This is a genomic window from Psychrobacter sp. I-STPA10 (genome assembly GCF_021012795.1).
Taxonomy (GTDB): Bacteria; Pseudomonadota; Gammaproteobacteria; order Pseudomonadales; family Moraxellaceae; genus Psychrobacter.
On the sequence record NZ_VFYU01000022.1, the window covers coordinates 71,170 to 85,922 of the forward strand.

12 protein-coding genes are annotated in these 14,753 nt (G+C 39.0%); all 12 read right to left on the reverse strand.

Annotated features, from left to right (window positions below):
* Positions 1-145: 145 nt before the first annotated feature.
* A complete protein-coding gene (gene cmk / locus FHK89_RS10950; protein ID WP_230660148.1) occupies positions 146-883 on the reverse strand; it encodes a (d)CMP kinase in 738 nt (245 codons plus the stop codon).
* Between the two features lie 247 nt (positions 884-1,130).
* Entirely contained in the window at positions 1,131-1,610 is a 480-nt protein-coding gene (gene tadA / locus FHK89_RS10955) for a tRNA adenosine(34) deaminase TadA (RefSeq protein WP_230660151.1), read from the reverse strand.
* A gap of 28 nt (positions 1,611-1,638) precedes the next feature.
* Positions 1,639-2,397: a uracil-DNA glycosylase gene (gene ung / locus FHK89_RS10960; protein WP_230660154.1), complete on the reverse strand. Its 759-nt coding sequence runs from the start codon at positions 2,395-2,397 to the stop codon at positions 1,639-1,641.
* A gap of 159 nt (positions 2,398-2,556) precedes the next feature.
* Complete coding sequence (locus FHK89_RS10965) at positions 2,557-5,079, reverse strand: AAA family ATPase (RefSeq protein ID WP_230660159.1); 2,523 nt, start codon at positions 5,077-5,079, stop codon at positions 2,557-2,559.
* 116 nt (positions 5,080-5,195) lie between these two features.
* Entirely contained in the window at positions 5,196-5,672 is a 477-nt protein-coding gene (locus tag FHK89_RS10970; protein WP_230660162.1) for an ATP-dependent Clp protease adaptor ClpS, read from the reverse strand.
* A 71-nt stretch (positions 5,673-5,743) separates the two neighbouring features.
* Positions 5,744-6,520 (reverse strand): hypothetical protein, encoded by a 777-nt coding sequence (locus FHK89_RS10975; protein ID WP_230660165.1) that lies wholly within the window; start codon positions 6,518-6,520, stop codon positions 5,744-5,746.
* 230 nt (positions 6,521-6,750) lie between these two features.
* Positions 6,751-7,809: an N-acetyl-gamma-glutamyl-phosphate reductase gene (gene argC / locus FHK89_RS10980; RefSeq protein ID WP_230660168.1), complete on the reverse strand. Its 1,059-nt coding sequence runs from the start codon at positions 7,807-7,809 to the stop codon at positions 6,751-6,753.
* A gap of 115 nt (positions 7,810-7,924) precedes the next feature.
* A complete protein-coding gene (gene hemE, locus FHK89_RS10985) occupies positions 7,925-9,064 on the reverse strand; it encodes a uroporphyrinogen decarboxylase (RefSeq protein ID WP_230660171.1) in 1,140 nt (379 codons plus the stop codon).
* Between the two features lie 233 nt (positions 9,065-9,297).
* Positions 9,298-10,482, reverse strand: coding sequence for a glutamate 5-kinase (gene proB, locus FHK89_RS10990; protein ID WP_230660172.1), 1,185 nt, complete (start codon positions 10,480-10,482; stop codon positions 9,298-9,300).
* Positions 10,483-10,698: 216 nt separating this feature from the next.
* Entirely contained in the window at positions 10,699-11,916 is a 1,218-nt protein-coding gene (obgE, locus tag FHK89_RS10995; protein WP_230660175.1) for a GTPase ObgE, read from the reverse strand.
* Between the two features lie 353 nt (positions 11,917-12,269).
* Positions 12,270-13,712, reverse strand: a complete 1,443-nt coding sequence (locus FHK89_RS11000) for a glyceraldehyde-3-phosphate dehydrogenase (RefSeq protein WP_230660177.1) — start codon at positions 13,710-13,712, stop codon at positions 12,270-12,272.
* A 367-nt stretch (positions 13,713-14,079) separates the two neighbouring features.
* On the reverse strand, positions 14,080-14,646 hold the full coding sequence (locus FHK89_RS11005; protein WP_230660180.1) for a hypothetical protein: 567 nt from the start codon (positions 14,644-14,646) through the stop codon (positions 14,080-14,082).
* Positions 14,647-14,753 lie beyond the last annotated feature (107 nt).

The following is a 14,753-nucleotide window of genomic DNA, read 5'->3' on the forward strand; positions in this document are numbered from 1 at the left end:
ATGACAAATTAAGATAGATACTGGTTTTTGATCTTAACATGTCATGTAAAAAAACGATTATATTTGAGTTTATAATTAATCAACTTAACTTATAGCTAGACAAATTATCAAATCAAACGAAAAAATTTATTTCAAACTCTATGCTCTAAAAACATATACCCTGTTGTTCACAGTACTGCTTAATTTTTGTATACACAGTTTCAACATCAAGTTTTGAGCTGTCTAATACCAAAGCATCAGCAGCAGGTTTTGAAGGTGAAGCCTCTCGGTTCTCATCACGTTCATCACGGGCAACAATACTGGCTAATATTTGCTCATAATCTGCACTCTGATTGGCATTTTTTAGCTGTTCTACTCGCCTTTTGGCACGTGCATCTGCTGATGCTGTCAAAAATACTTTGACATCTGCATTAGGAAATACAACCGTACCCATATCACGCCCGTCTGCCACCAGTCCTGACTGAGTTGCCATGCGCTGCTGCAATGCTAATAATGCTTTGCGTACCGCAGGCAATACCGCAATTTGTGAGGCATAACCACCCACAGTTTCATTACGGATAAGCTTATCAACACGATGACCATTTACCACAATATGAACGTTACTATCACCCTTATTATTATCATTACTGGGTACAAACTCAATATTTAAAGATTGGGTCAACTCGACTAGCTTACTCTCATCAAGCTGTGACAATACAACACCTTCAGCATTGGTTAATAGCCCTGCTTGATAAGCATGTAGTCCAACAATACGATACAATGCACCAGAATCTAATAACTGATAACCCAAAGCTTTTGCAAGTTTTAGGCACACAGTCCCTTTACCTGCACCACTTGGACCATCAATTGTAATCACTGGAAATCTGTGTGTATCAGCAGTCATAATTTACCATTCATCATTTATTTATTGCTTTTTATGATGCAATAAAATATAAAATATACTTAGATAACAATGTGCTACCGCGCTATCATCAGTTATATAATTAAACCAGCACGTTTATTTTATATAATATCTATTTATATTATAAAGTGATGATTTATAAATTTATAATGAGTATGCAAAATAGGGCAATATTGTAGCAGAAAGCTGAAGTTATCACTAGGATTTTCTCGTTAACCCTCAAAATCAGCTATCTTTGTGCTCTGCGCTGCCTAAAAAAGTCTTTAAGTAACCGTTGACTGTGATCAGCCAATAACCCTGAAGATACCTGTATAGTATGATTATAGTAATCCGCAGCAGGCAAATTAAGTCGACTACCCACCATACCTGCTCGTGGCTCATGAGTAGCAAAAATAAGTCTGGTTACTCTGGCATGAATCAGTGCACCCACACACATAGTACAAGGCTCAAGCGTCACATATAAAGTAGTATCTGTTGGCAAGCGATAATTTTGTAAATGATTACATGCTCGACGCAATGCCACCACTTCGGCATGGGCGGTGGGATCAGATGAGCAAATTGGCTGATTAAATCCTGAGCCAATCACTTGATTATCATGCACCAATACTGCCCCTACAGGTACTTCACCTTGTTGTGCACCTTGTTGTGCTAATACCAAAGCTTGTCGCATGTAGTTAAAGTCTTGTGGTTGCCAATACTGCAAATTCATCAGTCGGTTATGATTGTTTTATGATTATCTATTGAGGTAATTGCCAGTCAATTGCTGTTTTACCATGTTGACGCAAATAATCATTGGTTTTTGAAAAGGGACGGGTGCCAAAAAATCCGCCTCGATTTGCCCCTAATGGTGAGGGATGGGTGGCAGTTAAAATTAAATGTTTATCCGTATTAATATACTTGCCTTTTTTCTTAGCTTTGCTGCCCCAGAGTATAAATACCACATGCTCAAGATGTGTATTTACCACATCAATCACCGCATCGGTAAACTGCTCCCAACCTTGATTTTGATGACTGCCCGCCTGCCCTGCTTCAACAGACAATGAGGTGTTTAAAAGCAGTACCCCCTGCTGAGCCCAATAGGTCAAATCGCCATGGTGAGAATAGGTTGTACCAATGTCATCTGCCATTTCTTTTAATACATTATTAAGTGAAGGCGGCTTAGGAATGGTTTTGGGCACAGAAAAAGCCAGTCCCATTGCTTGACCCGCGCCATGATAAGGGTCTTGCCCTAAAATAACCACTTTAACTTGCGATAATGGCGTCAAGTCAAACGCATTAAACATCAGGCTCGCGGGTGGATAAATGGTCTTTCCTGCCTGATATTGCTGTCTTAAAAAATCTCGCAAACCATCCATATTTTGACTGGTTAACTCCTCTGCTAATGCTTGTTTCCAGTCATCTGGCATTTTTACTTGTGCCAAAATTGCTTGCTTTTCTTCAGCCGTTTTTTGCGGTGGGTTATTATTAGTTGTTTGATTATTATCAAATAAATCCATGATTAATCGTCCTAAAATTGATGTATACAAAAGCGATAAAATAAAAGACTGGTAACATTTACAATACCAGTCTTTTATTTATATCATTGGTAAAACCACTCGCTTATTTTTTGTCATATTTACTATATAGTTTTATAGCTATATGACAAAGGTATATTTTTAACCTTCCATCAAATCATCACGATGCTGTGTATGACGCTCAATGACAGTGAGTATGATTTGACTGCCTTCAACGGAGGCTCTACCTTGCTCATCAAATGTATGCTCTTGGGCATCACCATCTAACGTCACATGCACCGTACCACCCGATGCAAGTTCACCAAATAGTACCATATTTGCCAATGGCTTTTTAATTTCATCTTGAATCAAGCGCTGCATAGGACGCGCACCCATCAAGCGGTCATAGCCTTTTTTGGCTAAATACTCACGCACAGCATCATCAATTTCCAGCATTACCTGCTTATCATCAAGCTGAGCTTGCAATTCTACCAAGAACTTATCTACCACAGAGATGACCACTGCCTCATCTAATGGGTTAAATTGTATGATGGCATCAAGACGATTACGAAACTCTGGTGTAAATACTCGATTCATTGCTTCGGTATTATCTCGGCTATGATCTTGCTGAGTAAAGCCCATTGAGGCTCGGCTAATACTATCTGCACCAACATTAGTGGTCATGATCAGTACCACTTGTTTAAAGCTAGCAATGCGACCATTATTATCAGTTAATGTACCATGATCCATAACCTGTAATAGCAAATTAAACACATCTGGATGTGCTTTTTCGATTTCATCAAGTAGCAACACACAATGTGGGTGCTGATTGATTTTTTCAGTCAGCAGTCCACCCTGATCATAACCAACATAACCTGGAGGTGCACCTATCAAGCGTGAGGCGGTATGTGCTTCCATATACTCAGACATATCAAAACGGATAAGCTCTACACCCATCAGCTTCGCTAGCTGGCGAGAGACTTCAGTTTTACCCACACCTGTTGGGCCTGCAAACATAAATGAGCCAATAGGCTTATCCGCTTCTTTTAGACCTGCTCGAGATAACTTAATGGCATCTGCCAAGGTTTTAATAGCTTCATCTTGACCAAATACCAAACGTTTTAGATCACGCTCTAGATGCTCTAATAATGATTTGTCATCCGTAGATACAGATTTAGGTGGTATACGAGCCAGCTTTGAGACAATGGCTTCAATATCTGCCACATCAATGACGATAGATTGCTGACTGTCTTTTTTAACCTCTATTTTGCTGGATGTCTTGCCAGAATTGAAGTCATCATCACTACTACTGTCATCTAACTCCAAACTTTTATCAAGTACAATAGATTCACTGGGCGCATTTTCTGCATCTTCAGCCAACTCACCAATATTGTTAAGCTCCTCAAGTAAAACTTCTTCTGCTGATACTTGATTTTCATCAGCAACAATACCCAAACGTTTATAAGCACCTGCCTCATCAATCACATCAATGGCTTTATCAGGTAAAAAACGCTCATGAATGTGCTTTGTTGATAAATGTACTGCACTTACTAATGCATCGTCTGTATAACTGACATCATGAAATTCTTCATAACGTGGCTTTAATCCACGCAATATCTCAATGCTGTCTTCAATACTTGGCTCTTTAATATCAATTTTTTGGAAACGACGTGATAAGGCATGATCCTTTTCAAATACCTGACGATATTCGCTAAACGTCGTTGAACCAATACAGCGCAGTTCCCCATTTGCCAAAGCAGGTTTGATCAAATTAGACACATCCATATTGCTACTCATGGAAGAACCTGCACCAATAATCATATGGATTTCATCAATAAATAAAATCGCATTTGGCTGTTTTTTTAATGCATCTAATAGCCCTTTCATGCGCTTTTCAAAGTCACCACGATATTTAGTACCCGCTATCAGTGAGCCAATATCAAGGCTATAAATAACACAACCTTGCAGTGGTTTGGGGGCTTTATCATTAATAATCAGCCACGCCAATCCCTCAGCAATGGAGGTTTTACCAACACCTGGCTCTCCCACCAATAAAGGATTATTCTTGCGACGACGGCATAATACCTGTGCTGTACGTTCAATCTCTTCTGCACGTCCAATTAAAGGATCTGTTTTCCCCTCAGCGGCTCGCTTATTTAGGTTATTGGCATATTCTACTAATGGATCTTTACTGGTTTTTTCAGACTTACTACCCAGTCTTGTCTCTTCTTCTTGAGCTTCGCTACTTTCAGCTTTTTCTTGTCCATGTGATAAATACTGCGTTAGCTCTAATCTGCTAACCCCTTGTTTTTTGAGCAAATACACAGCATAGGTATCATGCTCTGAAAACATGGATACCAAAATATCTGAACCCTGAACCAAACGTCCTGCTCCGATAGATTGCACATGAAAAATAGCACGCTGCAAAATACGATCAAAACTTTGGGTGGGCTGTGGTGACTGCTCGACATCCGCATCAAGCATCGGCGTGTGTTTATCAATATAAGTTTCAAGCTCTTGACGTAAAGTGGCTGTATCTGCACCACACGCCTTTAGTGTGGTCGCAGCATGATTATTTTCTAGCAATGCCAGCAGCAAATGTTCTACTGTTAGATATTCATGAGATTTTTGTCTTGCAAGTGTCATTGCTAAACGTAAAGAAACTTCGAGATGACGACTTAACATAGTCTATTCCTACTTATTATGGGCACAGCATTTTGAGCATTAGTGTACCTAACAATAAGGCTAAAAGATGATAAATTCAAGTGATTGGTCAATTTTTAGTGACAAAAAAAGCAGCATTAGCTGCTTAAATGAGGCTCAATCTGGGTTAATAACGGATAGCCTTCTTTTTGTGCAGTATTATTCACTTTTTTTGCTTTTGTTTCTGCAATATCTTTGGGATATATTCCAGCAATACCTTTACCACTATGGTGAATATTAAGCATGATTTCGACAGCTTGTTCAAGAGTATGCCGAAACTCTACTTGTAATATCTCTACCACAAATTCCATTGGTGTATAATTGTCATTATACATAACCACCGCATACATAGGTGGTTTCGCCAACTCAGGATCTGCCAATAAAACATCTGACTCTATCTCAGGATCACCTTCTTTATGATCATGAAAACGAATTGGTGCAGATGGATAATGCCAATCGGCAGCAGCAATATGACTGATAGGTTGAGAGTCCATGCTACAATAGCATCTTATGCCCATATTAGTAACCATTTTATTGGTGGTTTTAACATCCACTGCCAACATATTGATTGTCATAATCTTTTGTACAACTCTTTTTTGGGTCATTATTAATTAATAAAATATAACACTCATAACAGTGTTTTTGACTAGTTATTACCATTCACAGGACGTTGGTCTGGCTCTGGAATTTCTGCTAATGATAGTGGCATGTTCTCAACTGGAGTTGATAAACGCCAATTATATAGCTGCTCGATATTCTGCCCCGCTGCGGAAAGATTTAATTTAACTTGTTTGGGCTCAAAACCTTCGGGCATAACAAAACGACCACGAATGTGACTCACACCTGCAATATCATACACACTAGGATTTAATGGCACTTCTACCAAGTTTGTTTCGTCCAGCAAAGTCAAGGTTGGCTTGAGTTTTTTTGCTTTGCCATCAGACGCTAACATAGCAATATCAAAGCGATATTCAAAAGCATGCTCTGGTAATGGCTCAATCATTGCACCAACGATTTGTAATGGTAATCCATCTTTTTCAATCAAAGCTTTAGCATAAACTTCATTTAACTGCTCTAATTGTAAATTTTGGACTTCAAGCCGTTGCTGTATTTTGCGCTGCTCAGCAAAATTTCTTAAACTAATATCCCGCTCTTGTTCTGCTGTATCCCGCTCTTTTTGCATAATCTGAGCTTCAAGTTTTAATGACTTAACATCGGCTGCTGTCATACCAACATCGCGCTCTTTTACTTTTTCGTGCTGAATAGATGCTTGATAGCCCCGATAATAGCCAAATCTATGTGCAAATACCATTGTAATAATCGCAGTCAGCACAATGGCGACACCAAAAAGTAGTAAAATATTAACACCATATCCGTGCTGATGATGGGGTGGTGTGGGCAAACGGGAAACGACTTTTTGCATTGACAGTAGTCTCATAAATATAAAGGCATGCCATTATACTGAAAATCTACCTTCAGCACACCCAACGATGGTATTCAAACTTACCACTGGTAACATTAGGTGATGACTGGCCATTAACACTGGCTGAATACATATCAGATCATAAGTGTACTAGCTAGTAAAAATGAAGTAGTTAAATAGTTTTAAAGCATGTCAAAACAGAAGCGTGTTAGAAAATGAACCATTAAAGATTAAGGAATGATGGGGATATGCAACAACCCCATACTTTCATCCAAACCAAACATGACGTTCATATTTTGCACAGCTTGACCTGCTGCACCTTTCACAAGATTATCTTGCACAACCAAAATGGTCGCCAGTGTTTGCTGATTATCTTGATGCACGGCGATACGCAAACGATTGCTGGCTCGTACGCTACGTGTCTCTGGCAATACACCTTTTGGTAAGACATCGATAAATGTTTCATTTGCATAGCAATCTGTAAATACAGTTTGCAAATCAAGCTGGCAGCCCGCTTTGGTTAAATCAAGGTGAATGGTGGTAAACATACCACGTATCATAGGTATGAGATGGGGTACAAAACGGATGCGCTGCGAAAACTGGCTTGCCAATAATCGCTCAACCCCTTGCTCAATCTCAGGTAAATGACGATGACCTGCCACCCCATAAGCATTGAAGTTGTCGCTGGTTTCAGCATAGTTAAGTGATAGCTTGGCTTGTCGCCCTGCACCAGAAACCCCTGATTTTGCATCAATGACAATACGCTCATCAATAAGACGCTGACCTGCTTGGTTTTGTGCTTCAATAATGGGTTTTAACCCTAATATAGCTGTGGTTGGATAGCAGCCAGGGTTCCCAATGATATTGGCGGTTTTAATCTGCTCTCGATTCACTTCTGGCAACCCATAAATGGCAGTTTTTAATAAATCAGGACAAGCATGAGTATGTTGGTACCATGTTTCAAAATCTTCTACAGACTGTAAGCGAAAGTCTGCTGCTAAATCAATGACCTTAACACCAGATGCTGTCAGTGCAGCCGCTTGTTGCATGGCAACACCATGAGGAGTAGCAAAAAATACCACATCACACTCAGCCAATGCAGAGTGGTTGACATCACTAAACACCAAATCAGTCACACCACGCAAACTAGGAAATATCTCATCTGCTCGTGTGCCAGCCTCACTTCTTGAGGTCAAAAGAACAATGTCAACTTCTGGATGTGCTGTTAATAGCCGTATTAACTCAACACCTGTATAGCCTGTACCACCAACAATTGCTGCTTTTATCATGTCTTTTTTTACCTCAGCTTTTATCTTAATCTAGATAACAAATAACTTTAGCCATTTATATTACTTATCATATTTTATATACATTCACACATTTTAATATACTCATATTAAATAACTAAATATTATATGCATGTACCGCATCAACAAATACTTTGGCATGGTCAGGATTTACCCACTGAGTAATACCATGACCTAAATTGGCGATATACCCTGTTTTATCACCATTAGCATAAGCCTCATCCAACATCATTTTGACTGCTTGTTTAATAGATTCAGGATTGGCATATAAAGTAGCAGGGTCTAAATTACCTTGAATGGCTTTACTTGGTTGCAGTTTTTTATGTTTTTTAGTCAAGTTACACTGAGCTTCTGATAAAACTTGTCTTGCTTTGCGCAAAGACATCGTCCAATCAAGCCCCAAAGCATCGGCTTGGCTATCAGCTTGCACATCCAACCAAAGCCCTCCACCTTTGGTAAATAACACCACAGGAACGGTTGGATGGCGTAGTTTAAGCTCTGCAACAATACGCTTATTATAAGCATGTGAAAACTCAATAAACTGATGATGACCAAGCGCACCACCCCAACTATCAAAAATCTGCACAACTTGTGCCCCTGCCTTGATTTGTGCATCCAAATAATCTGTGACCGCTGTGGCAACTTTATCTAATAACTGATGCAAAAACTCAGGCTGAGCATAAAGCATCTGTTTGGTAAAGCGGTAATCTTTGGAGCTACCACCCTCTACCATATAAGTGGCTAAAGTCCATGGGCTACCAGAAAATCCAAATAAGGGGACTTGACCATTTAGCTCACGGCGGATACTACTCACTGCACGCATCACATAATCTAATGAATCATTGACATCCAAGACAGGCAACCGATCTAAATCGGACTGTTCACGAACGGTCTGTTTAAACTTAGGCCCTTCACCCGCCTCAAAATACAAACCCAAACCCATTGCATCTGGAATGGTCAAAATATCACTGAACAAAATAGCAGCATCCAAATCAAATCGACGCAAAGGTTGCAGTGTCACCTCAGTAGCTCTGGCTGTATCTTTACATAAACTTAAAAAATCACCTGCTTCTGCACGGGTCTGTTTATACTCAGGTAAATAACGTCCCGCTTGACGCATCATCCACACTGGTGTCACATCAACAGGTTCGCACCGTAGTGCCTTTAATAGACGATCGTTTTTAAGCGGTGCAAATCTTTGTATATCATTAGATGAAGCTGTAGATTGCTTGGACATATTATTCCCTTAAACCTTATAATAAAATCAAAAAATAAAACTGCTCAACCCAATATCAAATTATATTGCAGCACAACCACGCAATGCTAAAAGAGACAAGCTTACCCATTATTTTTGCTAATATAACATTTTTTGATCAAACACATATCTTTTATATCACCTAGTATGGCTCATCATTATAATTATCTAAGCTTACTAATCAATATAATCAAACAAATTAAATAAAAAATATCTTAAATAGAAAGTATCGCCATATCATCACGGTGTACCATCACTACCCGCTCTTCAGACTCACCTAAAATTTTATCAAATGATTCAGTACGCGCACGTGCCACTTGATTGGCTTCGGTTGCTGCAAAGTTTACTTGCCCAACTGCCACCCGTTCACCGGTTTGCTCATCAATGATCGCAACCACATCACCTTTATCAAAATCACCTTGAATCTCTACCACACCAACTGGTAATAAACTCTTATTACCATTGACAATGGCATTCACTGCCCCTTTGTCAATAAATAGTGAGCCTGCCATACGCATATGTGCTGCCAACCACTGTTTTCGAGCAATCAGTTTATCTGCCTGATTGGTGGTTAGCACAGTTCCCAATACTTCACCTGCCACTACTCGGGTAATCACATTATCAAGGCTACCATTGGCAATCACCGTTGCACAGCCACCCATTGCTGCCAATCTTGCCGCTCGCACTTTGGTCTGCATGCCGCCTCGCCCTAATTTGCCACTACCACCAGCAATATCAAATAAATAATCTGCCATGGCACGTTCTTGGTAAATGAGTTTGGCATCTGGATTATCACGTGGATTATCCGTAAATATGCCTTCTTGATCGGTCAAAATGACATACAAATCTGCTTTGACCATCGCAGCAACCATTGCGCCAAGCGTGTCATTATCCCCAAACTTAATAGAATCAACAGAAATGGTATCGTTTTCATTGACCACAGGTAAAACCCGCCAATTCACCAGTTGAGTTAATGTATCTGATGTATTGAGATAACGCTGACGATTGGATAAGTCTTCATGTGTAAGCAAAATTTGTGAACTTTGTACTCCATATTGAATCAAAGCTGACCACCAAGTCTCAATCAATCCCATTTGTCCAATAGCAGCACATGCTTGCATCTCCTGTGCTTTTTTAGGACGCTCTTCTAGTCCCATGCGCACCACACCTTCTGCCACCGCACCTGATGATACTAATAATACCTCCATACCTTGATTGTGTAAGGTAGCGATTTGTTTTGCCCACTCATATATGGCAGTTCTATCTAATCCTTTGCCATTGTTGGTTAACAACGACGAGCCAATTTTGATAATAATGCGTTTTAACTTAAAGTTACGAGGTAGTTTTTTAAAGCGATTGTCATCTTCTGTTTGCGGCAATGCAATCTTATTGTCAGTCATCATAATCCTCAAAATGCCAGTTAATGTGTTAAAGAAAAAATAAGAAAAAATAAACCATAAGCAAAAATAAGTTCTCAATGCTAAGATACAGTCAATCTAATATAATTTCATCACAAGACTAGCAAGCGCAGATATTCCAGTAGTACCACAAGCACAGCTAACCTAACACCATGGTAGATTTATAGTAGACAAACTATAACATATCTACATTACAGCTTATGGCGCATACACCACTTCTACATCATAATCATCGTCGTCATCTTCATTGTCATCAATATCCACCCCTTCACGCTGCGCCCGACGTGCTGCACGATAAGCCTCTTTTTGTGCTTGCGTATTATAACGAACCTCTGCTTCTAGACGCTCAAAACGTTCACGCTGCGCTTCAGCAAAGATAGGATCTTCCTCTTCACGCTCACGCTCACGCTCGATCTCATTCATCAAGTGATACTTAACCGCATCGACACCTTCACCTGTTAAGGTCGAAGTACGAAATACCATGCCTGTCCAACCCAATTCAGCAACAATATGCGTACAAAGACTATTTAGCTCATCACCCTCTTCTTCAACCACTTGATCAATTTTATTGAGCACCAAAATCTGTGGTAACTGCGCTAGCTCAGGAGAAAAATTTTCTAACTCATTAAAAATAACACGAGCATTTTCGACTGGATCACTGCCATCAATAGGCTTAATATCAACCAAATGCAATAAACGGCGTGTACGCGCAACATGCTTCAAAAAGCGAATGCCCAGACCTGCCCCCTCAGACGCGCCTTCAATCAATCCTGGAATGTCTGCCATCACAAACGAGCGGTGTTTACCGATATCAACCACACCCAAGTTTGGTACTAAGGTAGTAAAAGGATAATCTGCCACTTTTGGCTTCGCAGAAGATACTTGACGAATAAAAGTTGATTTACCTGCATTTGGCAAACCAATTAACCCGACATCTGCCACAACTTTTAGCTCAAATTTTAATTGCTTTAACTCACCTTCAAAGCCTTTGGTCGCCTTTCTTGGTGCTTGGTTGGTAGAGCTTTTGAAATGAGTATTACCAAGCCCGCCATCACCACCTTTTGCTACCAACACCTCTTGACCACGCTCAGTCAAATCACCAATGATCTGCCCTGTTTCAGTATCAATAATGGTTGTACCAATAGGCACAGTCAGATAGATATTGTCTGATGCTTTACCAGAACAGTTTTTACTGTGTCCATTTTCACCCCGTTTGGCATCATAACGGCGAGTATAACGATAATCGACCAAGGTATTGGTATTATCATCAGCAACTACGATAACATCCCCCCCTTTACCACCATCACCACCATCAGGACCACCTCTGGGTACATACTTTTCACGGCGAAAACTGACAATACCATTGCCACCATCTCCCGCTTTGACAGTTACGATGGCTTCATCGATAAATCGCATCTATACTTACTCCAACAATCATAAATTTTTGCAAAGACAATAAGATGGCAATGATACACAAAAGTGTACTGCTTATAAAACAATGCCCAATAATCTTTGCGATTACTGGGCATTATAACAACAATTAGCTACAACGTATTATAAACTTAATAGCACAAACCTAATTGCCAATAGTATTTGTATATAATTTAAAAAAATTAACCTATTAGATAGATGCTAAGCCACTTTAATAAGATTAAAAATAATACCAAAATAACGCTAAATGACCTACCATGATAATCTTTATCTAGATAACTCTATTATATAGATACCTTATGTTATATAGAGATGGTTATTTAAATCATTAGATTTGTTTAGGCGGGAATTTGACGATAGCAAATACCTGCCATTTGTGCAGCCACACGCAATACTTGAGTGCTATATCCTACTTCATTATCATACCAAATATAAACAGTGGCATGATTATCAGTAACAATCGTTGCCTGTGCATCAATGATGCCTACCTGCTTAGTACCGACAAAATCTGTTGAAACTGCTTCTGTAGAATCTGTATAAGCGATTTGTGATTGCCATTGTTGACTATTAGCAACCTGTTGTAAAAACTGATTAAGCTCAGTAGCATCTGCAGGTGCTGTTTTTAGGTTTAAGTTCAAGATAGCCAAACTGACATTGGGTGTTGGTACACGGATGGCATTACCTGTTAACTTGCCATTTAATTCTGGCAGCGCTTTACCCACTGCTTTTGCCGCACCCGTACTGGTAATGACCATATTTAGCACAGCACTACGACCACGACGATCTGACTTATGATAATTATCAATCAAATTTTGATCATTGGTAAATGAGTGAATGGTCTCAACATGCCCCGTCTCAACACCATATTTATCATTAATAACCTTAAGTGTTGGTGTAATCGCATTGGTGGTACAGCTTGCTGCACTAACAATTTTATCATCAGCAATGGTATCATTATTAACACCATATACCACATTTTTGATATCACCTTTTGCAGGCGCAGTGAGTAGAACTTTTTGGCTACCAGTAGCTTGCAGGTGCTTCGATAATCCCTCTGTATCTTTCCATTTACCTGTATTATCAATGATTAAAGCATGGTCAATGCCATAGGCAGTATAATCAATTTCACTTGGATCATTGGCATAAATAAACTGCACAAAACGACCATTAACAATGATACCGTTATTTTGCTCATCAATATCAATCGCACCACCAAATGAGCCATGAATAGAATCACGCTCTAGCAATGACGCACGTTTGTATAAATCATTATCAGCTCCAGGGCGCACCACAACTGCTTTTAATTGTAGACCTTTATCTGATGCCATTTGATCTAATAACAAACGCGTCAATATACGACCTATACGACCAAAGCCATATAACACCACATCAACTGCATCACTTTGATAAGTCTGCTGCTCATCTGTGTTTGTTGCTGCTAATTGCTCGCTAATATCTGCACCATTCACCAATAGCTGTCCAATATCAACACGAGCATGGCTTAACTGTTTATGTGCTGCTAATGTCTGTACTGCCTGTAATACTTGAGTAACTGAAATTGATTGATTAGACGGACGAGTTTTGGTCGCATTTTGAATCATTGCAAGCTGCGTGCTGGTTGGGATATTGGTTAGCAACTCACCAAACAAAGTGACTTGTATGTCCTGCTCTTCATCCAACTGATTAAGTAAACCAGTCAATTCATGTGCCTGTTTTTGTTGATTCTTATAATTATTTAGCTGCTCTTGATGATGTTGACGTAATACCGTAGCGTTACTCACAATACGTGTCCTTATATATGAAAAGTTTATATGAAAAAAAATAACTCTAAAAGATGAGCAAATATCATTACCATTACAATCATATTTATGGCTCATATTTAGATGTGTTTAAAATTGACAGCAATACTAATAATTGATGCTAATAAATGTCTTTAATATAACATAAACATAGATCGCCTAAACATAATTAGCAAACTAATTTTATAGCATTATTTTCAATGTTTCTAGTCTAGTTACTAGTCTAGATTTTCAGCGTTACAAACCTGTATTACTATTATAACTATCACTAGCAGCGTATGGTGAGACCAAAATAAATCAAATGACTTATAGTCTATCTATTTTTTGAATTTGATAAATGTTTGGATGTTTAATTACGCACATTGATCGGTGTATCACCTTGAGTATTTTTCGGTTTACTAGAATATAACTGGTCAGCAGCTAAAGTATGATTAGGTATCATTATCTGGTCATCATAAGCAGGGACACCTAAAGTATGCATATATTGTGTGTCTTTATTTACATCATTAATATCCGCATTACTTTGAACATCCATGCGGTGTTGCGAATGCACCTCATCATTATCAATGGTCGCTAATGGTAAAAATGGATTGGTCGCAGCAGTGGCATTAGAAGCAGCATTAAGAGTTGAAGAGGTAGCGAAGGCACTGTATGCTGCTAAAGGAATAATAATGGCAAGGGCAATGGCAGTGTGCTTGAGTAATGTATCCATAAACAACCGCTGTGGAACAGTAGATGGTTGAGTATTGTGATTGCGCTGATGTTGATGATAATGTTTGTAATCTACACTGCTATCTTTTTTATTATGATGTTTTTGATCCGCAGCTTTTGTGTTATGGGCAACACGTGAGCTACCCCTTAGACAATTATCATTAATGTGATGTTTATTAGAGTGATGGCTTTGTTTCATATTCATAATATAAAATATAATCAGTCAGTATTTGGATGTTGAAAATATCAGCCTTATTTATTTCATATTTTTATCTATATTTTTTTTAATTTTTATTGGGTCGTATATTATTT

What these genes read in the sequence shown, in the direction of transcription:
- cmk (WP_230660148.1), bottom strand. Translation starts at nt 883, where the DNA reads ATGACTGCTGATACACACAGATTTCCAGTGATTACAATTGATGGTCCA.
- tadA (WP_230660151.1), bottom strand. Translation starts at nt 1,610, where the DNA reads ATGAATTTGCAGTATTGGCAACCACAAGACTTTAACTACATGCGACAA.
- ung (WP_230660154.1), bottom strand. Translation starts at nt 2,397, where the DNA reads ATGGATTTATTTGATAATAATCAAACAACTAATAATAACCCACCGCAA.
- FHK89_RS10965 (WP_230660159.1), bottom strand. Translation starts at nt 5,079, where the DNA reads ATGTTAAGTCGTCATCTCGAAGTTTCTTTACGTTTAGCAATGACACTT.
- FHK89_RS10970 (WP_230660162.1), bottom strand. Translation starts at nt 5,672, where the DNA reads ATGACAATCAATATGTTGGCAGTGGATGTTAAAACCACCAATAAAATG.
- FHK89_RS10975 (WP_230660165.1), bottom strand. Translation starts at nt 6,520, where the DNA reads ATGCAAAAAGTCGTTTCCCGTTTGCCCACACCACCCCATCATCAGCAC.
- argC (WP_230660168.1), bottom strand. Translation starts at nt 7,809, where the DNA reads ATGATAAAAGCAGCAATTGTTGGTGGTACAGGCTATACAGGTGTTGAG.
- hemE (WP_230660171.1), bottom strand. Translation starts at nt 9,064, where the DNA reads ATGTCCAAGCAATCTACAGCTTCATCTAATGATATACAAAGATTTGCA.
- proB (WP_230660172.1), bottom strand. Translation starts at nt 10,482, where the DNA reads ATGACTGACAATAAGATTGCATTGCCGCAAACAGAAGATGACAATCGC.
- obgE (WP_230660175.1), bottom strand. Translation starts at nt 11,916, where the DNA reads ATGCGATTTATCGATGAAGCCATCGTAACTGTCAAAGCGGGAGATGGT.
- FHK89_RS11005 (WP_230660180.1), bottom strand. Translation starts at nt 14,646, where the DNA reads ATGAATATGAAACAAAGCCATCACTCTAATAAACATCACATTAATGAT.